General features: G+C 36.5%; 26 protein-coding genes. 13 read left to right on the forward strand and 13 right to left on the reverse strand.

Features of this window, described 5'->3' with window-relative positions; translation table 11 throughout:
- The first annotated feature begins 4 nt into the window (after positions 1 to 4).
- The 7 genes from hisB (at position 5) to mrdA (ending at position 5,365) form a co-directional block, all read left to right on the forward strand.
- A complete protein-coding gene (hisB, locus tag SFB89_RS04560) occupies positions 5 to 580 on the forward strand; it encodes an imidazoleglycerol-phosphate dehydratase HisB (protein ID WP_331775764.1) in 576 nt (191 codons plus the stop codon).
- Entirely contained in the window at positions 577 to 1,071 is a 495-nt protein-coding gene (locus SFB89_RS04565; RefSeq protein ID WP_331775765.1) for a KdsC family phosphatase, read from the forward strand. The genes hisB and SFB89_RS04565 overlap by 4 nt, the downstream gene beginning before the upstream one ends.
- The gene (lptC, locus tag SFB89_RS04570; protein ID WP_331775766.1) at positions 1,062 to 1,586 is read left to right on the forward strand and encodes an LPS export ABC transporter periplasmic protein LptC; all 525 of its coding nucleotides are present in this window, start codon (positions 1,062 to 1,064) and stop codon (positions 1,584 to 1,586) included. Before SFB89_RS04565 ends, lptC begins: the two co-directional genes overlap by 10 nt.
- Positions 1,587 to 2,045, forward strand: coding sequence for a lipopolysaccharide transport periplasmic protein LptA (lptA, locus tag SFB89_RS04575; protein WP_331775767.1), 459 nt, complete (start codon positions 1,587 to 1,589; stop codon positions 2,043 to 2,045). It begins immediately after the preceding gene.
- Positions 2,042 to 2,647, forward strand: a complete 606-nt coding sequence (gene yihA / locus SFB89_RS04580) for a ribosome biogenesis GTP-binding protein YihA/YsxC (RefSeq protein WP_331775768.1) — start codon at positions 2,042 to 2,044, stop codon at positions 2,645 to 2,647. Before lptA ends, yihA begins: the two co-directional genes overlap by 4 nt.
- Positions 2,647 to 3,105 (forward strand): N-acetyltransferase, encoded by a 459-nt coding sequence (locus tag SFB89_RS04585; RefSeq protein WP_331776053.1) that lies wholly within the window; start codon positions 2,647 to 2,649, stop codon positions 3,103 to 3,105. Before yihA ends, SFB89_RS04585 begins: the two co-directional genes overlap by 1 nt.
- A gap of 460 nt (positions 3,106 to 3,565) precedes the next feature.
- Entirely contained in the window at positions 3,566 to 5,365 is a 1,800-nt protein-coding gene (mrdA, locus tag SFB89_RS04590) for a penicillin-binding protein 2 (RefSeq protein ID WP_331775769.1), read from the forward strand.
- Here the strand turns inward: mrdA and SFB89_RS04595 are convergent.
- The 7 genes from SFB89_RS04595 to mobB are packed head-to-tail and all read right to left on the reverse strand — an operon-like array spanning position 5,346 to position 11,183.
- Positions 5,346 to 6,284: a calcium/sodium antiporter gene (locus tag SFB89_RS04595; RefSeq protein ID WP_331775770.1), complete on the reverse strand. Its 939-nt coding sequence runs from the start codon at positions 6,282 to 6,284 to the stop codon at positions 5,346 to 5,348. The two genes, mrdA and SFB89_RS04595, sit on opposite strands and share 20 nt — an antisense overlap.
- Before the next feature lie 5 nt (positions 6,285 to 6,289).
- The gene (ybeY, locus tag SFB89_RS04600; protein WP_443082182.1) at positions 6,290 to 6,664 is read right to left on the reverse strand and encodes an rRNA maturation RNase YbeY; all 375 of its coding nucleotides are present in this window, start codon (positions 6,662 to 6,664) and stop codon (positions 6,290 to 6,292) included.
- A gap of 41 nt (positions 6,665 to 6,705) precedes the next feature.
- On the reverse strand, positions 6,706 to 7,704 hold the full coding sequence (locus SFB89_RS04605) for a hypothetical protein (protein WP_331775772.1): 999 nt from the start codon (positions 7,702 to 7,704) through the stop codon (positions 6,706 to 6,708).
- Positions 7,701 to 9,617, reverse strand: a complete 1,917-nt coding sequence (gene metG, locus SFB89_RS04610; protein ID WP_331775773.1) for a methionine--tRNA ligase — start codon at positions 9,615 to 9,617, stop codon at positions 7,701 to 7,703. Before metG ends, SFB89_RS04605 begins: the two co-directional genes overlap by 4 nt.
- A gap of 30 nt (positions 9,618 to 9,647) precedes the next feature.
- Complete coding sequence (locus SFB89_RS04615) at positions 9,648 to 9,842, reverse strand: hypothetical protein (RefSeq protein ID WP_331775774.1); 195 nt, start codon at positions 9,840 to 9,842, stop codon at positions 9,648 to 9,650.
- Positions 9,835 to 10,674, reverse strand: a complete 840-nt coding sequence (locus SFB89_RS04620) for a class 1 fructose-bisphosphatase (protein ID WP_331775775.1) — start codon at positions 10,672 to 10,674, stop codon at positions 9,835 to 9,837. Before SFB89_RS04620 ends, SFB89_RS04615 begins: the two co-directional genes overlap by 8 nt.
- An 11-nt stretch (positions 10,675 to 10,685) precedes the next feature.
- Positions 10,686 to 11,183: a molybdopterin-guanine dinucleotide biosynthesis protein B gene (mobB, locus tag SFB89_RS04625; protein ID WP_331775776.1), complete on the reverse strand. Its 498-nt coding sequence runs from the start codon at positions 11,181 to 11,183 to the stop codon at positions 10,686 to 10,688.
- Between the two features lie 143 nt (positions 11,184 to 11,326).
- Here mobB and SFB89_RS04630 point away from each other — a divergent pair, with 143 nt between their 5' ends.
- The gene (locus SFB89_RS04630; RefSeq protein ID WP_331775777.1) at positions 11,327 to 11,827 is read left to right on the forward strand and encodes a hypothetical protein; all 501 of its coding nucleotides are present in this window, start codon (positions 11,327 to 11,329) and stop codon (positions 11,825 to 11,827) included.
- A gap of 116 nt (positions 11,828 to 11,943) precedes the next feature.
- Here the strand turns inward: SFB89_RS04630 and SFB89_RS04635 are convergent, their stop codons facing one another.
- From SFB89_RS04635 to SFB89_RS04660, 6 genes are read right to left on the reverse strand one after another with little or no spacing between them, the layout of a single operon-like run.
- Positions 11,944 to 13,566: a lytic transglycosylase domain-containing protein gene (locus SFB89_RS04635; RefSeq protein ID WP_331775778.1), complete on the reverse strand. Its 1,623-nt coding sequence runs from the start codon at positions 13,564 to 13,566 to the stop codon at positions 11,944 to 11,946.
- Positions 13,567 to 13,570: 4 nt separating this feature from the next.
- Positions 13,571 to 13,873, reverse strand: coding sequence for a YggT family protein (locus SFB89_RS04640; RefSeq protein ID WP_443082176.1), 303 nt, complete (start codon positions 13,871 to 13,873; stop codon positions 13,571 to 13,573).
- A gap of 37 nt (positions 13,874 to 13,910) precedes the next feature.
- Complete coding sequence (locus SFB89_RS04645; protein ID WP_331775779.1) at positions 13,911 to 14,852, reverse strand: glutamate--tRNA ligase family protein; 942 nt, start codon at positions 14,850 to 14,852, stop codon at positions 13,911 to 13,913.
- A gap of 41 nt (positions 14,853 to 14,893) precedes the next feature.
- On the reverse strand, positions 14,894 to 15,037 hold the full coding sequence (locus SFB89_RS04650; RefSeq protein WP_331775780.1) for a hypothetical protein: 144 nt from the start codon (positions 15,035 to 15,037) through the stop codon (positions 14,894 to 14,896).
- A complete protein-coding gene (locus SFB89_RS04655) occupies positions 15,027 to 16,040 on the reverse strand; it encodes an OmpA family protein (RefSeq protein WP_331775781.1) in 1,014 nt (337 codons plus the stop codon). Before SFB89_RS04655 ends, SFB89_RS04650 begins: the two co-directional genes overlap by 11 nt.
- A gap of 3 nt (positions 16,041 to 16,043) precedes the next feature.
- Positions 16,044 to 17,171 (reverse strand): MotA/TolQ/ExbB proton channel family protein, encoded by a 1,128-nt coding sequence (locus tag SFB89_RS04660; RefSeq protein ID WP_331775782.1) that lies wholly within the window; start codon positions 17,169 to 17,171, stop codon positions 16,044 to 16,046.
- 269 nt (positions 17,172 to 17,440) lie between these two features.
- Here SFB89_RS04660 and SFB89_RS04665 point away from each other — a divergent pair, with 269 nt between their 5' ends.
- The 5 genes from SFB89_RS04665 to SFB89_RS04685 all read left to right on the forward strand — a co-directional run bounded on the left by SFB89_RS04665 (position 17,441) and on the right by SFB89_RS04685 (position 22,401).
- Positions 17,441 to 17,989: a cytochrome c3 family protein gene (locus SFB89_RS04665; RefSeq protein ID WP_331775783.1), complete on the forward strand. Its 549-nt coding sequence runs from the start codon at positions 17,441 to 17,443 to the stop codon at positions 17,987 to 17,989.
- Positions 17,990 to 18,012: 23 nt separating this feature from the next.
- Entirely contained in the window at positions 18,013 to 19,368 is a 1,356-nt protein-coding gene (locus SFB89_RS04670; RefSeq protein ID WP_331775784.1) for a multiheme c-type cytochrome, read from the forward strand.
- Positions 19,369 to 19,496: 128 nt separating this feature from the next.
- Positions 19,497 to 20,369, forward strand: coding sequence for a peptidylprolyl isomerase (locus SFB89_RS04675; RefSeq protein ID WP_331775785.1), 873 nt, complete (start codon positions 19,497 to 19,499; stop codon positions 20,367 to 20,369).
- An 8-nt stretch (positions 20,370 to 20,377) separates the two neighbouring features.
- Complete coding sequence (locus SFB89_RS04680; RefSeq protein ID WP_331775786.1) at positions 20,378 to 21,028, forward strand: Crp/Fnr family transcriptional regulator; 651 nt, start codon at positions 20,378 to 20,380, stop codon at positions 21,026 to 21,028.
- Between the two features lie 11 nt (positions 21,029 to 21,039).
- A complete protein-coding gene (locus SFB89_RS04685) occupies positions 21,040 to 22,401 on the forward strand; it encodes a type IV pili methyl-accepting chemotaxis transducer N-terminal domain-containing protein (RefSeq protein WP_331775787.1) in 1,362 nt (453 codons plus the stop codon).
- Positions 22,402 to 22,439: the final 38 nt, after the last annotated feature.

Here is a 22,439-nt window from a genome sequence, read left to right on the forward strand (position 1 = left end):
TATCATGAAAACAGCATTAACAAGAACAACAAAAGAGACAGATATTACAATCAAAATCGATTTAGCAGGTGCAGGGCAATCTAACATTCATACCGGTATTGGCTTTTTTGATCATATGTTGGAGGCTTTTGCTAAACATTCATTAATCGACTTGGATATTCATTGCAAGGGTGATATTCATGTAGATTTTCATCACAGTGTCGAAGATGTTGGGATTGTGTTAGGCTCACTTTTAAAAGGATTGATTTATCCTTTGGAAAAGGTCGAGCGATTTGCTAATTCTGTTGTTGTGATGGATGAAGCTGCTGTGGAATGCGATATGGATTTAAGTAATCGACCGTATCTGGTTTTTGATTTAGATACAGATGGAAAGATTGGTGATTTTGATGTAGAACTTTGTGAAGAGTTTTTTCGGGCAGTAGTGGTGAATGCCGGAATTAGCGCTCATATCATCAAAAAAAGAGGCAAAAACAGACACCACATCGTCGAAGCGGCTTTTAAAGCATTTGCCGTGGCATTGAGACGTGCCATAGCCAAAAATGAACGTATCGGAATACCCAGTACCAAGGGAATCTTATGATTGAACTTTTGGTATTAGATGTTGATGGTTGTATGAGTGATGGCAAAATCATTTATGCAAGCAATGGTGAAGAATTCAAAAATTTTAACGTCAAAGATGGACTCGCCATTGTCTCTTGGATCAAGCTTGGGAAAAAAGTCGCAATTATCACCGGAAGACATTCGAGTATTGTCGATAAAAGATCCAAAGAGCTAGGTGTTCATTATCTCTATCAAGGGGTGAGCAATAAAAAAGAACAGTTAGAAGCAATCTTGGCACAAGAGGGTTTGGGTTTTGAACACGTTGCTGCGATTGGTGATGATCTTAACGATATTGCGGTGTTGTCTTTAGTGGGGAGATCATATTGTCCTAATAATGCGAATCACTATGCCAAAAATGCCGTCGATACTGTATTAAATTGCAATGGCGGTGAGGGCGCGGTGAGAGAAATGATTGAGGATATTTTAGAGCACGAACATTTGATAGAGGATTTTATAAAACTTTGGCAGTAAAATTCTTACGATATTTTTTAATAATATTTTTGGTGATTATGGTATTTTTATTGACGAAAAATCCCTATGCATTGCATTATAAGCCCAAAAAAGGAGAACAACCAAGTATTGAGCTGTTTGATGTCAAGGATTATGAAATCCTACCAACAGGAATCAACAGTATCGTTTTTTCAAAAAAAGTTGAGAAATATAAAGCCTATGATAAATTTTATCAGATTGATGTGCTGTATAAAGATAAGCTGAATCTCATCAGCACCTTGATTTCAGATAAGGCTCTCTTGCGAGATTCGATTCTTTATTTTACTGAAAATGTCAAATATACCCGAAGCGATGACTTAGCACTCAATACCCAAAGTGTCCAGTACAATTTGAAAACAAAAGTGCTCAGCAGTAAAACTTCGTTTGAATTAATCAAAAAAGATATGAAAACGATAGGGGATTCATTTATCTACCAGATGCAAGAGGGTATAATTGAAGCCAAGAACGTCAAATCAACCATAAGGATGGATAAATAATTGAAATATTTACTTTTAGTTTTAGTAGCGACCTTATTAAGCGCCAGTGAAGTTCAAATTACTGCTGATAAATTTGTGGCCAATGAAGCCAAATTAATATCTACGTTTACAGGAAATGTTCATGTCACGAAAGGGAGTGACGATTTGAAAGCTGATAAAATTGTTATTGACTTTGACAAAGAGAAAAAACCTATAAAATATACAGCAACTGGTCATGCAAAAGCACACATGACACTCAATAAAAAGAAATATTTTGCTAGTGGTAATGTTTTGATTTATGAGCCAAAATTAGCACGCTATACTATCGAAAAAAATGCGTTTTTACATGAGCTGAGTACCGATAAAAAAGTTTACGGTGATGTGATTCATGTAGATCAGAACAAAGGGTATTATGAAGTAGGTAGCAAGAAAAATGAGCCTGTGAAGTTTATCTTTAAAATTGAGGATAAGAAAAAGTGATACAAATAGTAGAGGCACATTTTGTTACTTCAGCCCAGGGTGTCAAAGACTCCTTGCCTGATGGCGTGAGTGAAGTCGTATTTTTGGGTAGGAGTAACGTCGGTAAGAGTTCAATCATCAATGCATTTGCTAATAAAAAAGGATTGGCCAAGAGTTCTGCAACACCAGGGAAAACGAGATTAATAAACTTTTTTGATATTAAGTTTATGAAAGATAAAGAACCTTTTATGTGCCGATTTGTCGATTTACCAGGATTTGGCTATGCTAAAGTATCAAAAACTTTAAAAAATGAGTGGCAAAAACATTTGACTGATTTTTTAGAATCACGACATTCAATTCGCGTCTTTGTGCAACTTCTCGATTCCAGACATCCACATCTTGAGATTGATGAGAATGTCAATGATTACATTCAATCTCTTTTAAAACCTGATCAAAAATTGATTCAAATTTTTACAAAAGCTGACAAGTTAAATCAAAAAGAAAAAAGTGCGTTAAAGCGAGAGTTTCCCGGTGCCATACTCGTCTCTAGTAGTCAAAAAACCGGAATCAATCAAGCACTTGAAACACTGTTTGATTCTATTTTTCCAGCAAGGCAATCATGATGATTACATATACCAAAGGAACGCTTAAAGACATCGAAGCCATGCAAGCACTTGTTGCCCCAGAAGTTAAAAGCGGTATTATTTTAGAACGAAACAATGATGAGATAGCGACCAATATTAGGTCTTATATCTTAGCAAAAGAATCAGGGGTATTGATTGGTTTTGGCGCTTTACATTTTCACACAAAAGAGTTAGGTGAAGTGAGAAGTCTGATTGTATCGGATACCTCACGGGGTAAAGGCGTTGGTAAAAATATCGTCAATACCATTTTGGAAGAAGCCGCTGCTCTTGAGGCACAAAAAGTATTTGCGCTGACCTATAAAAAAGCTTTTTTTGAGACTTTGGGTTTTGTGGAAATTCCCAAAGAAGAGTTGCCTGCTAATAAAGTATGGACCGATTGCATTAAATGCAAATTCTTTCCAATTTGCGATGAGATAGCCTTAATCAAAAACATATGATCCAAAAAGAAAAAATATTTGATTTTCGGCTGGTACTTTTTAGTATTGTCCTTGTACTGATTCAAATATTTTCGAGTATGTATCAATTTTTCCCTACTTTTGTGGGGGTATTTTTTTGTTATGTGCTCTTAGAGATTGATAAAAAAGAGAAATTTCTTTATGTCTTTTTGAGCTTTTTATATCTAAGTTTTTATGAATTAAACAAAGGATTTTCCCTTTTCTCATATATTGTTTTAGCATTACTTTTTTATTATGTATTTGCTGAGCGGATTAAAAGTTATTTTACTTGTAAAAATTGTATTTTATTTATTTATGTTTTCGTGGCCTATATTGGACACTTTTTTTTAAATGAGCTTATTTCATATGCTCTACACAAGCCCCATCCGAGTTTTTCTATGGAATATTTTTATTATATAGGATTTGATTTTATTATTTGTAGTATTTTCTTTAGGTCAAAAGTATGAAAATCAAGATATTTATTTCCATTTTTGTTGTTATTTGGATTATCATTCTTTCACGTGTTTATTATATTAGTATCAAATCGTATGCATATTATGAAGAGTTAGCCAAACAAAATGCTATCAAAACGGAAGAGTTAGCACCTCTTAGAGGTTCGATTTTAGATTTACACGGTCGTCCCTTGTCTGTTAATAAACTGGGATTTTCAATCGGAATCGCGCCGGGTCTCAGCTCTTCTCGGAAGAGAAAAGAATTAGATAAAAATCTAGATTTCTTAGTGGAGACTCTGCATTTAGATAATAAAGAAAAACTCAGAAAGCGTTATCTCAAAAAAGATTCTCCCTATGCTCACGATTTTGTCAAAGTCATTGATTTCATTGCGTATGATGATGTTATCAAAAGTTTTACTAAAATTTCGCTTAATAAAAATCTCAAGATTGAAGTCTCCTCAAAAAGATACTATCCCTATAGCGATTTAGCTGCTCATGTGGTTGGTTATGTGGGCAAAGCAAATGCCAAAGAGGCCGCTGTTGATAAAATTGCAAAATTGACTGAATATGCAGGAAAAACAGGAATAGAAAAATACTATAACAGAGCGCTTGAAGGAAATAGCGGTATCAAAAAAACCAATGTGACAGCCTTCAATGTGGAATTGGACGTGTTAGAGAAAAAACTCCCCATCAGTCAGGATGTCTCTTTGACTTTAGATATTGAATTGCAAAAATACATCTCGCAACTTTTCAAAGGTAAAAGTGGTGCGATTATTGTGATGAATGCAAAAAATGGCAAAATACTGGCAGCAGGAAGTTTCCCTGAATATGATTTGAATAATTTTGTGAGTGGTATTTCAGAAGCAGAATGGAAAGCACTGTCCAGCGACTTTAATCATCCCTTTACCAATAAACTTATCAGTGGTTTGTACCCTCCTGGGTCGACTATCAAAATGGGAGTGGCGTTGGCATTTTTAGAATCAGGTCTCATCACGGCCAAGACGACGATTTTCGATACCGGTAGTATTGAACTTGGGAATAGAAAATTTAGAGATTGGAAAAAGGGTGGCCATGGATATGTTAATCTAAAAAAAGCGATTAAAGAGAGTTGTGATACCTATTTTTATGATGGAAGTTTAAAAGTTGGTATTGATAGGATTACACCCGTACTTGAGCGTTTGGGCTTTGGTGCGAAAACGGGAGTGGACCTTCCTAATGAATTCATTGGAATTGTACCGGGAAAAAAATGGAAGATGAATAAATATCAGCAACCTTGGTATCAAGGCGAAACACTCATCACCTCTATCGGACAAGGATATTTTTTGGTGACGCCGATGCAAATTGCACGCTATACCGCCTTGATTGCTACGGGTTATGGCGTGACACCGCATTTTGTTGATAAAGTGGGAAATCTTGGAATTGTATATGGCAAAGATAAAACTATCATGAGCCGCAAAGACCATAGATACCTAAAAGATATTCGTGCTGGTATGTATGAGGTCGCCAATGTGCCGCATGGAACGGCGTATTATAATTTGCATACCAAATTTAAAATTGCAGCTAAAACCGGTACGGCGCAAGTTGTGGGTATTCCACAGAGTGAAAAAAGACGTATGAAAGAAAGTGAGTTAGAATTTTTTCACCGATCTCATGCATGGTTGACGACTTATGGACCTTATAAAAATCCTCAATATGTCGTCACAGTACTGGTAGAACATGGGGGACATGGTGGCTCTGCGGCAGGTGCCATTGTCTCTAAAATCTACAACAAACTGCTAGAAGACAAATATATCACACTGAAAAAGCATTAAGTGAGTGTGCTATCATCAACAGTAAGATACTAAAGAGTAGAATAGCTGAGGATTTGTTGTAAAATTTATTGGCAGATATGAAAATTAACAAGATAGCCGATGCAAACATACAGAGGATATCATAACTATTTTCTAGAATATTGATATACAAAGGATGCACGATAGCCGATGCTCCAAGAACGACGGCAATATTGGCGACATTGCTTCCGATAATATTACCGATTGCCATATCGATATTTTTCTTTTTAATGGCCATAATGCTCACTACAAGTTCAGGTAAGCTGGTTCCAAACGCTATCAAGAGTAATCCGATAATCCATTCACTTGTTCCTAAATCTCTCGCAATTTGAGAGGCTGATGTGATGGTGTATTTAGCACCTAGTATGACAAAGATAAAACCCAGAACCAAAAAGAGACTTGAACGAAGCCAATCGAATTTTTCTTTGACGATATCTGTATCGATGGCATCTTCAAATGTTTTGGCATCGGTTTTTAGGAAGATGAGATAGGCAATCATCATGAAAAGCAAAACAATACCATCAAGACGACTGATGACGCCATCAAATGAGGTCACCACAAAGAAAATAGGTGGAATGAGAATCCAAGCACTGTCATATCGGAAGATGTCGCGTTTTGGATTGACATTGTGTGCGAGGAAAAATATGGTTCCTAAAATCAATGAAATATTGATAGTATTACTACCCAAAACATTGGAAATCGCTAAATCTGATTTATCATTGAGTGTTGCAGTGATGGAAGCGGCCATTTCGGGCAGACTGGTGCCCAAGCCGATTAAGGTAGCTCCGATAACAAAAGAGGAGATATTAAAGTAGAGTGCAATCTTTTCTGATTGGATAATAATAAGATTGGCTCCATAGATGAGGGAGACCATCGCAATGAAGAAAATGATATATTCCATCGGTATTATCCTTCGGTTCTAACGATTAAACTTTTGGGAAGGTGATAGGCCGTAATAATTTCTTTTTCTTTTTCCCGCATCGCCCCATCATCGGTTTCATGATCATAACCAACAAGATGTAACAAGCCGTGTATAAATAGCAGTGTGACTTCTTCTTGTTCTTGGTGCCCTAGTGCTAGAGCGACCTCTTTGACTTTTTTTTCATTAATAATGATACTTCCTAGTGGGACATGCTCCATGGGTTCAAGTGGAAAACTGAGTACATCCGTACTCTGGTCGAGACCGCGTGTTTGTTTGTTGAGGAGTTTCATCTCATCATCACCGACAATCATCAGCTCGATATCTTTATCACTCAATGATTGTGCGATTGTTTCCATCATGTTGATGTCCATGGGACAGTTTGTATTGTTTTCTATTAGTATCATGAAAAAAGACCTCTGTGTTCTATTTTGGGTTGCGAAAATATATCATGATATTCTTTGATATCACCAAAAACCAAAGCATATCGAAAATTTTCTTTTAGTTTGGTTGCGAGTTCTTGTTTGTCTTTGAAGAGGCACGCATGCGTACAAGTCTTGAAATAATTCGCATACCGTTTGGGTACGCACAAAACCAAATCTTCTGTGAAACGTTCTAAATATTTAAATTCCATGTCAAGATAGTCAATATTTTTTTCAAAAATGACAGCCTTTGTGGTTTGTCCAAAATCCTTCTTATGCAGTTTATTATCGATAAATACTGAGACAAAATGCTCAGACATGATGACAGAATGCGCATCATGATGGAGCTTTTTCTCTGCGACAAACTCTAAAATTTCACAAAAATATTCTATGAAAATGCTCGGTATTTTAAGATTTTTATAAAAAACATCCTTATAAATGAAAGAGGAATAAAAAGGACTTTTTGATTGAAGATATTGAATCGAAGCATGCTCTTTGATTTTATCACAAACAGGGTCAATGCTATGAGCGAGTCGTTCATCACTACAGGTATATTGGATATTTTCTCCATTTTTAGTGAGTAACAAAAGCGCTTTGTATGTATTAGAAGGTAACTTTTCATAAGTCTTGTATTTGATGATACTGTGCAACATCTCTTCGGCAATATCATTTAAAAAAAGCAACGAAGAGTTTTTTTTGCTAAATTCATATCGTGAGAGTTTGATACAAGCAAGTCGCAATGAATCGACTTCAATCCATGCAATTTCATTGTCTAAAACACTCAGAATATTTTCAGAGACGATGGCATAGGCACCATTTTTTATCGCTGTTTTTTGATTGTAGACAGAATTGTTTGCATCCAAAAACAAGTCGCCCTGTGCAATATTGTCAGGGTTGATTCTAAAAGCATTGACATGATCAACAGATGGAAAGTTTTGTAACTTCCCATCGATGATTTTTGTAATATCTTCTATTCTCATCCAACACTGGAACCATTGTCTTTTGGAGTTTCTGGTCTGATGAGCGTCAAACCGTTGGCATCTTTGGCTGCGAGCAACATTCCTTCACTCAGTAGTCCTAAAATTTTGGCGGGTTTTAGGTTTGCTACAACGGTGATTTGAGTATTGATGAGATCTTCTGGTTTGTAGTATTCTTTGATCCCTGCGATAATTTGTCTTGGTTTTTCTTCGCCAAGGTCAACTTGCAATTGCAATAATTTCTTGCTTTTTGGTACGGCCACAGCCTCAATAATGGTTCCCACTTTGAGTTTTGTTTCAAAAAATTGATCGATAGAAATGGCGGTATCTTTTACTTCTTCTTTTTTTGCTTCTTTTGCTGGGGTAGGTTCGGGAGCTTTTAACAGTTCTGCTTCTACTTTAGGAAACAATGGTGGCACTTTTTGTATGGTAAAATCTTCTAATAAACCATTGTTTTCAATAAACGTAACATACGCATCATGATTGATAGAAAAATGCAAGGCTTCAGCAATCTTATGGGTCGTTTTTGGCATAACCGGATGCAAGAGTATGGCGACTTTTGCCAAAATATTAGCGACCATTGCCACGGTGGCCAGTGCAAAATCATTCTCGCCATTTTTCATTTTGACCCAAGGCTCATAAATCGTGATGGATTGGTTGGCGATAGTGAGTGCTTTCCATAACTCTTCTAAAAAACGGTTGGTTTGTAAATCATTGAGATTGTTTTCAGCTTGTCGTAGATGTTCCATGACATTGGTGATTTCTTTTTCATGATAGTGCCACACATTTTTTGATGAGATGCCAAAGGCACTGTATTTACCACTCATACCAATGATACGGTTCAATAAGTTTCCCAGTTCATTACTCAGGTCTGAATTGATACGATCGATAAGAGCTTTTTGGGAAAAATCACCATCTTGTCCAAAAGGAACTTCTCTGAGCATAAAATATCTAAAATTTTCTAAACCATAAGCATCTGCGACCTCTTTAGGATTGACGACATTGCCTTTTGATTTACTCATTTTTTCACCATTACGAGTCCACCATCCGTGTGCGGCGATATGTTTAGGTAGTGGCAAGCCTAGACTGAGCAAGAAAGCAGGCCAGTAGATCGCATGAAAACGTAAAATATCTTTTCCCACTAGTTGAACAGTGGCAGGCCAATAAGTCATATTTTTTTGATCAGTTCCATAACCTAATGCTGTGATATAGTTTAAAAGTGCATCCAACCAGACATACATAACATGTTTTGGATCATTGATTTCAGGAGGCAGTTTCACACCCCAATCAAAGCTCGTTCTTGTGATAGATAAATCTCTTAATCCTTGTTTTACAAAGCTGATCACTTCGCTCTTTTTGCCTTTTGGTAGGACACATTTTTCATCATCTTCATACCATTGCAAAAGTTTTTCTTGGTAGTTTGAGAGTCTAAAAAAGTAACTCTCTTCTTTGACGATTCGAGTCTCTTTACCACAATCGGGGCAGAGATTTTCATCGATGAGTTGCGTATCTGTAAAAAAAGTTTCACAACTGACACAATAGTGTCCTTCATAATGCCCTTTATAAATATCGCCATTGTCATACATCGTCTTAAAAGCTTTTTGGACGCCGATTTTGTGTTCTTCATCCGTTGTCCTGATAAATTTATCATAGCTGATTTCAAATTCATCCCACAAACTTCTAAATTTGCCACTGATTTCATCGGCATAATCTTGCGGTGTGCGGTTTCTAATTTTTGCGGCTTCTTCGATTTTTTGTCCGTGCTCATCAGTTCCTGTTAAAAAAAATGTTTCATAACCTTTGAGTCGGTAGTAGCGCGCCATAGTATCAGCAATGATTGTGGTATAAGCATGACCGATGTGGGGTACATCATTCACATAATATATTGGCGTTGTAACATAAGCCTTTTCTCTCATTCTTATTTCTCCTTTTTATGTGGGCAAGTTCTAAAATTCAAATCCACCGCTTTGTCCTTTAGACATACTGTTGTAAACAGCATCGACATAAGTTTTCCGTAGGGTACATTCAAAAATTTTGTCGCATTGCATGCAACTGTCTAATTGTAATTTTTCTTGGCACGCTTTCACTGCTTGCAGTGCTTTGTCCAGCTCCTCTTCATACTTATCTTCTTCGTTACTCATAGCAGGCCATAACTCTTTCTATCTCTTTTTTTGAGCCGAAAAAACATGGCGTAGTATCATGAGGATGGGACGGTACTAAATCTAAGATTCTCTGATTTTTATCATTGATAGCAGCGCCTCCTGCTTGCTCAAAAACAAAAGCAAAAGGGAATACTTCAAAAATCATCCTCAATTTTCCTTTGGGAACATCCGTGGTTCCTGGATAGGAAAATAATCCACCACCTTTGAGTAAGATTTGGTGTAAATCTGGCACCATACCTCCGGAATATCGCAATCTGTAACCATCTTGGAAAATATCATCGATAAGTTTCTTGTGGGATTTTGACCACCCTTGTTGGGTGCCACCGGGTGCATTTAATTTGCCTTTTTCTTTGAGTTTGATGTCGTGCATATAGACAAATTCATTCTTTTGATTGAGTCGGTACATTTTGACATCTGATTCGGCGATGACTAGCTCAACTCGGGGACCATACACCACATAAACTGCGGCTTTGAGATGGGCACCATTGGATCCGCCTTCATAAATTCCAAAGATGGATCCCACACTTAAATCGACATCAATAAGGCTCGAGCCGTCTAATGGATCGTATCCAATGGTATAAATACCATTATCATGAAGGGAGGTTTTATTCTCTTTTTCTTCGCTGATGATTTCTTTGATAGAAGGAATTTTGCGAAACTCTTCTTCGATAACAAGATCACTTTTGATATCGATTTTTAGTTGGGTGTCCCCTGTCGTATTGATGCTTGAAGAGTAGCCCGTATCATCGTATTCGATTAATTCTCGTATTCGAATCGCTGATGTTTTGATTGCTTCATATATCTCATTCATGTCGTTGCCTTTTATTTAACTTTTTTTGCGTTTTTTATCACCCAGTCTATGATGGCATCGGTATCGTTTAAATCCAAAACGGTGATATCTTCAGGTATATTATAATCATTGACATTGATACTATCATCAATAGCAATGGCATTAGAATATTTAAAATAACTCTCATCAATTTTGTTTCTAAAAATCGATATTCTTGGAAGAGGGAGTGTTTTTAAGCCTTCCACCATCAAAAGGTCAAATTCACCAATTGTTCTAATAATTTCATCAAGATCTTTTCTTCTTTGTGAAAAGAATGTCGTTCGCGTCTCTGAAACGACCAAAACTTCAGCACCAGTTTGTGCAAATTTCCAGCTGTCTTTTCCCTCTTGGTCAAAGGTTGCTTTATCAGAAGGATCATGTTTGACGATGGCAATCTCATACTTTTTTTGTAATTGATTCGAGACCTTGACGATCAAAGAAGTTTTTCCACTATCTGAGGGGCCACTAAAGGCTATTGCTAAATATTTCATTTATATATCTTCTTGCTTAATTTATATTTTGTTTTAGTTTTACAAAGTATGAGCGATTATATCGAAAATATCTTTAGGTTTTAATGAGTTTGTTACATAAAAAAGTTTATAATCCACAAAATATAATCCACAACGGAGCTTCTATGAAAAATATAACGGTTATCTTTTTGACAGCATTGATTCTTGCGGGGTGTTCGCCTAAGTATGAGCCTTCCTACACCCATATCGCAAAAACAACCGAACAAGCAGTTGCAAACACCAAAAAAGCACAAATACTAAAAGAAAAAAAGCCCGTAATTTTCGCAACTGTAACGTATTTGGATTCATTAGAAAATAAAAAATTTGTCGATAAAAACCTAGAGCAGTTTGTCGTGGGTATTCATTTTACTCACTCTAAAATCAGTCGAGAAGAACAAGAAAAGATGCTCAAAAAATTGACATTTCAAATTGATGATAACAAAACATCTGTCACCGTTATAGCATTAAAATCTACCAATCCGATTCTCAATATCATCCCAGCATCGACTCCGTGGAGTCACTATTTTTTAGTGCAAACGCCAAAGATTCAAAAAAATACAATCGTATTTAGCTTTCAAATTCCTCCGTATCAGCGACAATCATTGACGTTTAAAAAAGATTTTTAGATTCATCTTTAAAACGATTATTATGTGAGCATTTCTTTATCTAATATCACTTTAATTCTTGCTCTATATGCACGTTTTAGGTGTTTTTTCTATCTCGTTTGTATCCCACAAAGGCTCTATTTTGAGCCTTTTATATTGGGTGCCATGAAGGTATGAGAAGAATCTTGTAGTGTTATTTTTTCTCCTAAAAGTTGAGAATATATGATATAGTTTGCCAAGACTTTTTTCCCATATCTTCGGCTTTCAGCATACGGAATGAGCTCCATACTCATGTAGGGTTCATACGCACCTTTTGTGAAGTAATTGCCTGTTTTTAGCATTCTTCTAACAAAACCAATACCCCCATTGTAAGCATAGGCGATAAAAAGAGGATTGGATAAGTGTTTGCTCAGATAATCTAAGTGGTGATTGGCAAATTGATATGCGATTTTAGGTTGAAACATTGCATCAATGTCAAAATCTTTTAGTGCCTGTTCTTTGGCTGTTGCTCGTGCTAAAAAAGGCATAAACTGCATCATTCCAAGCGCATAAGATGTCGATATTGAAGCGGGAATAAAGCGACTTTCTTGCCTTGCAATTGACAATATTAGCGCGATACGATGATGGTCGTACTGTTCTAAATATTGATAAAAGGGCATAGGAAAATAGTTGTATTTATCTCCAAAGGCACGCTCTTTTATGAATGCATACTGACCGATGGTGTTCTTATGTTTGTATTGTTGCGCGATGTGGTCTAATTGTGTTGCATTTTTGTCTTTAATCTCTTGCAAAAGATTCACCCATAAAAAAGGATTTTTGATATCATAATCTTTTGCATCGGCATCAATATGTGGCGATTTGATATTATCAAATTTTTTGCCACGGATTTCATGGGCAAAGATAGTATAGATATTGACATCAAAACTCTTCATGAGTGCATCTAAATACGAAGACTCATGGGTAGCCAAATAACGCCAAAATAGTGTTTTATCTTTGTCAAAGCGATAATAATATTTTTGGGAGGCCTCAGCAAATAAAGTGCGTGCCAACTCCTTTTTGTGATGTTCGAGTGCGTTAAGACCCAAGAAAAATATCGCATTCGCATTGAGATGTGCATGGGTGGGCAACTCCAGGAGAGAAGTTTGTAATTTTTTGAGATTTCTTTGTGTCATGATACGTTCAATGACGCTGTTGAAACCTTTTTCTTGACTTAAGGCTTCTAACTCTTTTGGTGTGAGTGTGCGATTGAAAATTTTACTACGATTTTTTGCCCCACATGAGGTAAAAATTTTGATAAAAGCTTTTTTGTCGCGCAAAGCAGCTTTAAAAACATCCTCAGATGCGAGAATTTTCAAGATGGTATGAGTCTCTTTATAGGCGCTGAGTTTGTGTGCTAATTGTTTGATTTTTTCTTTTTTTAGATGCATCGCATCCCAAACACTGAGTCCGATGGCGATACATTCATTATCTTTTTGTAGCAGGGTATCGGTTTTGTAGCGCAAGCATGCGGCTACTTTTTTGAAGCCGGGGTCATCTATTCGTTTAGCAAAAGAACGAAAGAGTTTGAGATTGACCACTTTTGCCTCTTCTAATAATCGTTGCGCATCCGAGCTTGAGACATTGTTTTCATTGAGAAATCTATAAATATAGTAATCTTTAGAAATACTTTTTGGCAAGGTCTCAAAAGCCGCAACATCAGCCGGTACTTTTGCAAACAGAAGTACCGGTATGGCGATACAAATACCCAACAAACGGTACATGATATTAGCCTGCAACTGAATTGGCCAAATTAAAGAGAAGTTTGACGGCAAATAAATCTAAAAATTGCAATGCCAAAATAATGATTATAGGTGCAAGATCAATCCCTCCGATTACGGTTGGTATATACTTTCTGACGTAATGATAAACAGGCTCTGTGAGTCTATTTAAAACTTGCACAATTGGGTTATAAGGATCAGGTCGCACCCAAGTGATGAGAGCGGCTATGATGACTACCCAGATATAAATATTGATAACCATATGCAGTATTTGTGCGACTGCTTCTACTAAGGTTGATAATACGATCATGGTTGATTTTCCTTTATTTAAATTTTATTTGCTTACGCTAACTTTTTTTATTTGCGATATGTGCTTGGTTGATACTCTCTAAGGTCTTAATATCGAAAATAGCATCAGTTTGAGAGATTTTATCGATATCAAACCACGTTGCGGCCTCCTTGAGTGTGAAAATTTCCTGAGGGGTGTCATAGCACAAAACAATCAGATAATTGACAATGGCCTCAGGAAGATAGCCGTGATCCAAAAGCCATCGCACACTATTGATGGGGTCGTGTTGATTCATTGCCTCGCCATCATGATGGCAAATACGCGGCAAATGGGTATATGTGATGGGTACACGATATCCCAGTGTTTGTCTGATATGTTCATGTTTTGGAGCATCAAGACGATGCGCACTTTCTTGGATAATATGGCTGACCCCTTGAATCATATCATCAATCGCACAGGCAAAATCATACGTAGGATATTTCTCTTCTGTCATGATAACAAAGCGATCAATGCGTTCTTTTTCAAAGGAAAATACGCCATTACTACTCTCTTGTACTCTAATATCATGAAGCGGTTTTTTGAGTCTGATAACAAAGGGCTGGGTACTGTTTAAAATCGTCTCAGAGCTCAAATGTTCACAGGTTCCATCATATTGATAAGTCTTTGAGGCCTCTGTTGCCAATTGTTGTTTCTTTTTGATCTCTTCTGGTGTACAAAAACAGATAAATGCTTTTTTTTCATCTAGCAATTTTGAGGCAAATTGGAGATGATATTTGAAATTGTCATGTTGATAGTAGAGGGCATCATAAGTGATACCGCAGATTTTTAGTATGTCCAAAATCTGGGCATCTTTTTCTGCCATATCTTTGTTCCCTTCGAGGGTTTCCACTCTGATGATAAATTTGTCCTCACGTTGTCGGGCGCATAGTGCATTTATAATAGCAACTTGAAGGTTTTCAAGACCTATGTCACCAGTTGGAAAGAGTGCAAATCTAAACATTTATTTCCCTTGATTTTTTCGGTATTTTATCCAATTGATAGTTAAAATACTCTTTTTAAAAGGTCTATAAACTTTTGAAAAAAAGTTTTTTCTTGTGGCTTATAAACACGTTTTGTTTTGTCTATAAGCCATTCTAAATGTTTTGAAGCTTCTTTTAGGTTGATGGGGTCAAAATCATTTTGCATCTAAAATTCTCTCGATTTCTTTCATCGCGCTTTGGTTTTTGAGCGAAAATTTTATCTCAATTCGTCGTGATGCTTCTTTGTCTTCTTTGCCATCTTTGTTATAAATTGGGTCTAGATAAGAGCGTCCACTGGCAATCATCAAGGATTTGATATTGTGTTTTTTGACAAAATCCAGACTCAAAAGATAGTTCATCACTTCATAGGCTCGTTTTTGAGAGAGTTCTAAATTATACAAAAACCCACCATCACTATCGGTGTGTCCTTCTATGATAATTTTGTCAATATGTCCTTTAATATCAGGATTGTTTAATAGCGCGCCAACATATTCGATGAAAACTTTTTTGAGTTCTTGTTTGGAGCTCTCTTTGAGGACGGATTTTCCTTTGTCAAATAAAATATTAGAAGAGAATCTAAGCGAACCGTTTTTGGGATTGATTTGGATATTTTTACCCAATATCTTTTTGAGTTCGCTGATGACTTTGATGCGAATCCCTGTCAGATTCTTAATCTTCTCTTTAGTACTTTGCATTTGCGCTACCAAACGATCATATCGAGTCTCTTTTTCTCCAAGTTCGGTGAGGAGTTTGAGTAATTCTTCATCTTTTAGTGTGATGGCATTGCGCTTTGCATTTAATTCATTGGATAGGACGAGTACTTTGCCTTTGAAATCTTCCAGACTTTTCTCTTTTTCCAAAAGGGATGCGTTGACATCATTGACGATGGATTGTAAGATGACGATTTTATTGCTAAAAGAGCTCAATTGGGTGTTTTTTTGAAACAGTAATCCTTTGAGTTCTTGAATCTCATCATTTTTGAGTTGTAGGGCACTTTTGGTTTTTTCCACGCTGCTTTCACTTGAAAGCAAGTGGTGTTTTAAGATAATCGATTTAGTGACAATGGCTCCAATGAGCAGGATAAATACAAAGAGCAATCCTGCCATCAAATCAGCATAAGAGACCCAGAAATTTGTCACATCCTCTTTTTTGCTTTGTTTTAAATTCATGCGTTATCTCTTGAATTTCTTGAGGATTTCTCGATGATACTCTTCCAGATTTTGCAATATTTTTTCATTGTGTCCATCTAAAAGGTAGGCAAAATCTGAGAGTTTGATGATGACATCGGAGAGTTCCTTGTCAATTCTCTCAAATGTTGTGTTGACACGGCTGTTTAATTTGTTATCAATAGCAGAGATTGTTTGATCCAAACCTTGGGTTGCGGCGATAAAATCTTGTATCGATTGACCCAGATTTTGTGTCGCCGCAATCGAATCACTCGAAGCGTTGATTTGTTCTATTGTGGCCAATACAGCCGTGGCAGTACGATCCATTTTGTCGGCGATTGTAGAAAAAGAGGTTGATGTTGTTTCGACAATTTGCTTAAAATTGTTGAGATAATCTTCATTGAGTGCTTTGACTTTATCGGTTGTAAAAACCTCGCCTAAAGCTTGAATGAGATGTTGATTTTCAAGTTGTCTACTCCCATATTTATACGCATCGAGTTCGTTTTGGCTCCAAACATATTTGGAATAGAGTGATGTGATATATTTCATCGTGGATTCAAGTTTACTGATACCTCTTTTTTCAAAAAATATCCACCACAGTGATAAGAAAATACCATAAATAGAAACATAAAATGCTGTCCCGACACCACTGAGTAAAATCGTAATCTCATGATCGAGTGCGGCAGTGTCTTGGGCTGAAAAATCCGGCATCGACATAGCGATAGAGATAAACGTACCTAAAATTCCCAACATCGGGAAAACGGTCGTAGCAATACTCGAAAAATTGTCATTTCTGAGGTTACTATTGTAAGATTCCAAAAAGCTATCGATACTCGAGAGTGATTTTTTACTTTCTCCGATTTGAAGTAAATTTTTATTCAAGTACTCTTGCAATTGCGTACCGATATCGTAAAATGAGTTTCTGAAACTACACGCAGCATAATTGGCATTGTGTTTGATAAAAAAGATAAATATAAAAAAGATGAAACCTATCATGATAAGAGTATGGATTTCAACTTTTAACGGAATGAGTCCAAAATATGCCAATAGAGTTGATAGAAATATTATAAGTGGAATTGATAAAATAACAAAGAAATTAGGAAGACAACTTGAGGATTCTTGTGGTGCAATCAAAGGAAACTCCTGATACTTTTTTTGATGTTTTGATTATAACATAAATGATTAACGATTGCGTAACAATCCTTTTAGTTCTTATTTCCTTGACTAAAGTCAACGCATTTTATAGAAAAAAAGTGTAAAATTACAATTGAAAGCTTAAAAAGTTGCTTTTAGGCTTTGTTCTTGTGGGTGTATAAAAATAAGAAATCTAGCATATATTTTTTATTTTTATTCCAATGTTTCTTGGTGTCAAAGCTGAGACAAAACGTAAGTTAGGAGTTTTTATGTCCGACAAAATGGAAAAAAACGCGAAACGATCTATTTGGGCAATCTTGATTCTTTTGGGAATCGGATTAGTGATAGGTCTGTGTATCTCTTATGTTGCTGCTGTGGTAGTGGAGAAAACTGCCGGTGAGAAGTTTTGTACACTTTGTCACACCATGCAACCAATGGCAGATGCATATAACGCCGATGTCCATGGGGGAAAAAACTCTTTCGGGGTGAAGGCTAGCTGTGTCGATTGTCACTTGCCTCACGATTCTCTTGCTGCTTATCTGATAGAAAAAGCACGAACCGGTTTGCATGATGTGAGAGTGCAGACCTTTTCTGATGTTTCTAAAATCGATTGGCAAGCAAAGCGAAAACGGGCAAAAGAATTTGTGTTTGACTCAGGATGTATGAGTTGTCACGCAAATTTAAGAGACGCTACGATGTCAAATCCAAAAGGGTTTATAGCACACAAAGAGTACTTTGAAAAAAGGACCGATAAAAAGTGTGTCGAGTGTCATGAGAATGTAGGTCACCATATTTTGGGTGATTACATTAAGAAATAATTCGATCTTAAAAAGGAGTTTGAATGCTTAAAAGATTGTTGGTACTATTTGCACTATTTGCAACGTTTGCATTTGCGGCGAATGTAGGGGATGTTACATCCGTGAAGACTATTAAAGTCAACAGGGGTTTAACAAAATTAGGAAAAAGTTGTGTCGAGTGTCATGCCAAACTGACTCCTGGTCATGTCAATGATTGGCGAGAGAGTAGACACGGTCATGTAGGAGTATCTTGTATCGATTGTCACGTCGTGCAAAAAGATAATCCAATGGCAGCACAAAACTGTAAAGGGGTTCAAGGTACTGATGTTTATGTGAGTATTTTGGTCAGCCCAAAAACGTGTGGTCGATGTCATGTTAATGAAGTCAAAGAATTTCATCAAAGTGGTCATGCAAGAGCAGCATTACAAGTGGCTGCAAAACCTTCAATGCAAGCATTGATGCACAAATTTGAAGGTCGAGATGATCCACATCTCAAAAATGCACCAGAAGCGACAGGGTGTATGCAATGTCACGGTACGGTGATTAAGCTTGATAAAAACAAAAGACCAACTGCTGAGACGTGGCCAAATTATGGTATTGGTAATGTTTATCCAGATGGTAGTGTTGGAAATTGTAAATCATGCCATTCAGCGCATCGCTTTACGATTACAGAGGCTAGAAAACCGGCAGCTTGTGCTTCATGTCACCTCGGACCAGATCATCCGGATATCGAGATTTACAACAACTCCATGCACGGTCATATCTTCAATGCCGAGGGTAATACGTGGAAATACGATTCTGCTCCAGATGCTTGGGAACCAGGCGATTATAGAGCACCGACTTGTGCGACTTGTCACATGAGTGGTATTGGTGATCTTAAATCCACACACAATGTGAGCAAGCGACTCAAATGGAACCTCTGGGCACCGATTTCAAAACTGAGAGATGGTGGCTATGAAACTGCTGTAACAGAGTTTGAAAAAACGGGTAAAGCCACAGCGGGTAATCCACTAGCAGGAAATCCAAAAGGAAGTGCTGCAGGACGTGCTGAGATGGAACAAGTTTGTAAATCATGCCATGTTCCAACGCATACTAAAAATTTCTTCAAAATGGGTGACCAACATGTTGAACTTTATAATAAATATGCAAAAGAAGCCAAAGGTATTATCGATGAGTTGACCAAAAAAGGGTTGATGAAAAAAGATAAATGGGCGGATGAAGCATTTAAAACATGGTATCACTTGTGGCATCATGAAGGACGCCGTATGAGACAAGGGGCATTGATGGCAGGACCAGATTATGCTCATTGGCATGGTGTTTTTGAATTGCAACAAGATATTAGGGTACTCAGAGATATTTATAAGTACCGTACAGAGAACAACAAGATAGAGCAACCATAAGGCAATCATTCCGGGAGAAGGCACACTCTTCTTCCGGATACCATCAACTTCTTATCAAATTTTAGTTTTAGATGAGATCACACGTGCTAGAGTGTGATAAGAAGTACATTATCAAGAGAGGGGATAGTATGAAGAAGATTTTTTTGAGTTTGATTTTTTTGGCTTCCATGGGCTATGCTGCGACGACACTGGCCATTGTCAATAATGAAAAGATTACCGATGAGGTCGCACCGAAAAATTTCAAGAGTTTAAGCCACCAAGAGCAACAAAAAATTGTCAATCGATTGATTGAACAAAGATTAGCCTGTGATTATGCCTTGAATAGCGGCATCGAAAAGACCAAAGAATATAAAAAAGTTTTAGAGCATATCCTAGGGTACAGCAAGAAACAAAAAAGTGGCAATTTGAAAGATTCGGTTACTACAAATGAAACCGGTTTTACTAAAGAACAACTTTACAGCAAAAAGGGTTTGTTGGCGTTTGATTTTTTATTGGAGAAAAAAGCCAAAGAGATGAAACCCAGTCGTAAAGAATTAATGGCCTTTTATCAAAAAAATAAATACAAATACGACACACCGCATTTGTTGGAACTTTATACTATTGTAGTTGATTCAAAAAAGAGAGCGAATATGATTGCTTCTCAATTAGAAAAATCTAAACATATCGTGACAGATTTTTCAAAATTGGCACAACAATACTCCCTTGCTCCTTCCAAAGTTCACGGGGGATATTTTGGTAAGATAGCCGTTGATAACTTAAACGAAGTATTACGACCGCATTTAGAACATCTAAAACAGCGAGAATACACCAAAAAGCCAATCAAGACTCAATTTGGTTATCAACTCTATTTAGTACTTAATAATATCCCGAAATATGACAGTAAATTTGATGAAGTCTCTCTTGATGTCAAAGATGCTTATGTCAAACAAGCCGTTAAAAAGTGGGCTTATGATAAGATTATGCAATTAAAAGGAACCGCGAAAATCAAAACATTTATCTAAGGCTTCACATGATTGAAAAATTAGCAGCAACTCCTCTATTAAAATCTTTGCCAAAAGAGATAATCGAGGAGATTGCCTCCTTTAGCAAACTGAAATCTTTTGCTAAAGGGGAGATACTGTTTTATGAAAATGATGCAGTTGATACGATTTATTATCTTTTAAGTGGATCCCTCAAATTTTATAAAGTGGATCGATTTGATAATGAAATATTTTTATACAAACTCCCTAAAAATTCTCTCATATTTGATTTGTCAAAATTGTGTGATGAGTTCATCATCCATTGTTATGCCAATGCTGAATTTTTAGAAGAGAGTGAAGTGTTGGCTATTGATTCTCAACCATTCAAACACTTAATGTCTACCAATCAAAATTTTCTTCAATGCATACTCAAAGAGGCCTTTTTGATGATTCAGCAACTTCAGTGTGTCATCAGTCGTGATGTGGTGTTTGATGGGGCTGCAAAAGTGGCGCATATGATTTGTGAAGATCTTGAAAATTTTAATAAACTCAAAAAACATGAAATTGCTTATATGTTGCACATACAGCCAGAGACGTTGTCAAGGATTTTGAAGAAATTCGTGAGGACCAATGTCATCATGATTGAACAAAATAATGTGATTATCGTGGACAAAGAAAAACTAAAAAGTATATTTTCGTAGGGGATGAGACGATGTTTAAACTAACCGGTATTAATAAAAAAATTAAAGTAGTCGGAGGCTTGTTGTCTTTGATTGTTGTGTTGGCGATTATTATATCAGTATTGATGAATGAACGCAGTAAAAAAGATTCATTGATTATCAATATTGCAGGCAAACAACGCATGCTAACGCAAAAGATTAGTAAAGAGGTTTTTTACAACGTCTACAAAATGTCGACAGATTTTAGAGTGGTTGATGCGAGTATCTATACTTTTGAGAACAATCTTCATGATTTAATTTATGGCAATAGTGCCAATGGCATTTATCCGCCGCAAAATATTAAGATTACAGAAAAACTGAAGCAAGTACATGCGATGTGGATTCCTTTGAAAGAAAAAATCGTGAATTTAGAAAAAAATCTACTCAAGATGAAACCCGATTTGGATATTTTTACCTTCAGGATTGACAAGATGTTAGATTTAACAGATACCGTGGTCCAGCAGATGGTCAAAGATAACCTAAACCAGCACTATATTGATCTCTCCGGGCGTCAGCGCATGCTCTCTCAGCGCATGAGTTTGTTTCTCAAAAAATATTTACGCACCTCTGATATTGAAGATTATAACTATTATCTTAATGCCAAAAAACTTTACAATACGACCATTACATCGTTTTTAAATGATACGCATGTCAAAGCGCACAAAACGCTTTATGGTGTTCTTGAAAAAAATTATACCTATTGGAAAGAGTTTGAAGCGTATGCCCAAGATTTGATTCATTATCAAAATACGATTGATGTGGATTTGAAATATATCTACAACAATAATATCAAAGTACTCAATGCTATGGATGAGGCTGTTTGGTTGTTTACCGATTATAGTGAACAAAAAAATATGTTTTTTATCTATGCACAATTTCTATTGTTGAGTGTGGGCTTGGTGATTATTCTCTACTCTTTTTTACTCTCAAAAGAGATTATGAATCATATTGATGATTTTGTAGCGGATGCCAAAATGCTCGCAACCAGTGATCTGAGCAATCTGAATCGTTTTGTGTTACGTGATGCGCAAGAAGATGAGCTCAAAGAAGTCTCCAATCATATCAGTTCATTTGTTACGAATGTAAACAATGTGCTAAAACATTCGCAAGATGCCATCGAAAAAGCAGAAAAAGCAGTATTAGAATTAGAAATGCTCTCCGAGAGCGCTAGTAGCGCACTTTTGGAGCTTGACATGGATGAAGAAGAAAAAAGTGGCTATGACAAAAAAATCAGTGCCACAGAAGATATCGCCATCGAATCTACCGAAAATCTCCTGCATGTAACGCAAATGCTCAAAAAACTGAAAGCTAACTTAAACAGTATCACAGAAATCACGAAGAAAAAAAATCCATAATTACTTGACCTAAGTCATAGAAATTTTTAATGAGATGA

This window comes from Sulfurospirillum sp. 1612, from assembly GCF_036556685.1.
Taxonomy (GTDB): Bacteria; Campylobacterota; Campylobacteria; order Campylobacterales; family Sulfurospirillaceae; genus JAADIZ01.

Excerpts from the sequence above, each read along its gene's own strand:
- SFB89_RS04630 (WP_331775777.1), top strand. The coding sequence starts at position 11,327 with ATGAAAAATATAACGGTTATCTTTTTGACAGCATTGATTCTTGCGGGG.
- metG (WP_331775773.1), bottom strand. The coding sequence starts at position 9,617 with ATGAGAGAAAAGGCTTATGTTACAACGCCAATATATTATGTGAATGAT.
- SFB89_RS04685 (WP_331775787.1), top strand. The coding sequence starts at position 21,040 with ATGTTTAAACTAACCGGTATTAATAAAAAAATTAAAGTAGTCGGAGGC.
- SFB89_RS04670 (WP_331775784.1), top strand. The coding sequence starts at position 18,013 with ATGCTTAAAAGATTGTTGGTACTATTTGCACTATTTGCAACGTTTGCA.
- ybeY (WP_443082182.1), bottom strand. The coding sequence starts at position 6,664 with ATGATGGAAACAATCGCACAATCATTGAGTGATAAAGATATCGAGCTG.
- SFB89_RS04645 (WP_331775779.1), bottom strand. The coding sequence starts at position 14,852 with ATGTTTAGATTTGCACTCTTTCCAACTGGTGACATAGGTCTTGAAAAC.
- SFB89_RS04640 (WP_443082176.1), bottom strand. The coding sequence starts at position 13,873 with ATGATCGTATTATCAACCTTAGTAGAAGCAGTCGCACAAATACTGCAT.
- SFB89_RS04650 (WP_331775780.1), bottom strand. The coding sequence starts at position 15,037 with ATGCAAAATGATTTTGACCCCATCAACCTAAAAGAAGCTTCAAAACAT.
- SFB89_RS04565 (WP_331775765.1), top strand. The coding sequence starts at position 577 with ATGATTGAACTTTTGGTATTAGATGTTGATGGTTGTATGAGTGATGGC.
- SFB89_RS04655 (WP_331775781.1), bottom strand. The coding sequence starts at position 16,040 with ATGAATTTAAAACAAAGCAAAAAAGAGGATGTGACAAATTTCTGGGTC.
- SFB89_RS04620 (WP_331775775.1), bottom strand. The coding sequence starts at position 10,674 with ATGAATGAGATATATGAAGCAATCAAAACATCAGCGATTCGAATACGA.
- SFB89_RS04605 (WP_331775772.1), bottom strand. The coding sequence starts at position 7,704 with ATGAGAATAGAAGATATTACAAAAATCATCGATGGGAAGTTACAAAAC.
- SFB89_RS04675 (WP_331775785.1), top strand. The coding sequence starts at position 19,497 with ATGAAGAAGATTTTTTTGAGTTTGATTTTTTTGGCTTCCATGGGCTAT.
- hisB (WP_331775764.1), top strand. The coding sequence starts at position 5 with ATGAAAACAGCATTAACAAGAACAACAAAAGAGACAGATATTACAATC.
- SFB89_RS04585 (WP_331776053.1), top strand. The coding sequence starts at position 2,647 with ATGATTACATATACCAAAGGAACGCTTAAAGACATCGAAGCCATGCAA.
- mobB (WP_331775776.1), bottom strand. The coding sequence starts at position 11,183 with ATGAAATATTTAGCAATAGCCTTTAGTGGCCCCTCAGATAGTGGAAAA.
- SFB89_RS04635 (WP_331775778.1), bottom strand. The coding sequence starts at position 13,566 with ATGTACCGTTTGTTGGGTATTTGTATCGCCATACCGGTACTTCTGTTT.
- mrdA (WP_331775769.1), top strand. The coding sequence starts at position 3,566 with ATGAAAATCAAGATATTTATTTCCATTTTTGTTGTTATTTGGATTATC.
- SFB89_RS04615 (WP_331775774.1), bottom strand. The coding sequence starts at position 9,842 with ATGAGTAACGAAGAAGATAAGTATGAAGAGGAGCTGGACAAAGCACTG.
- SFB89_RS04665 (WP_331775783.1), top strand. The coding sequence starts at position 17,441 with ATGTCCGACAAAATGGAAAAAAACGCGAAACGATCTATTTGGGCAATC.
- SFB89_RS04595 (WP_331775770.1), bottom strand. The coding sequence starts at position 6,284 with ATGGAATATATCATTTTCTTCATTGCGATGGTCTCCCTCATCTATGGA.
- SFB89_RS04680 (WP_331775786.1), top strand. The coding sequence starts at position 20,378 with ATGATTGAAAAATTAGCAGCAACTCCTCTATTAAAATCTTTGCCAAAA.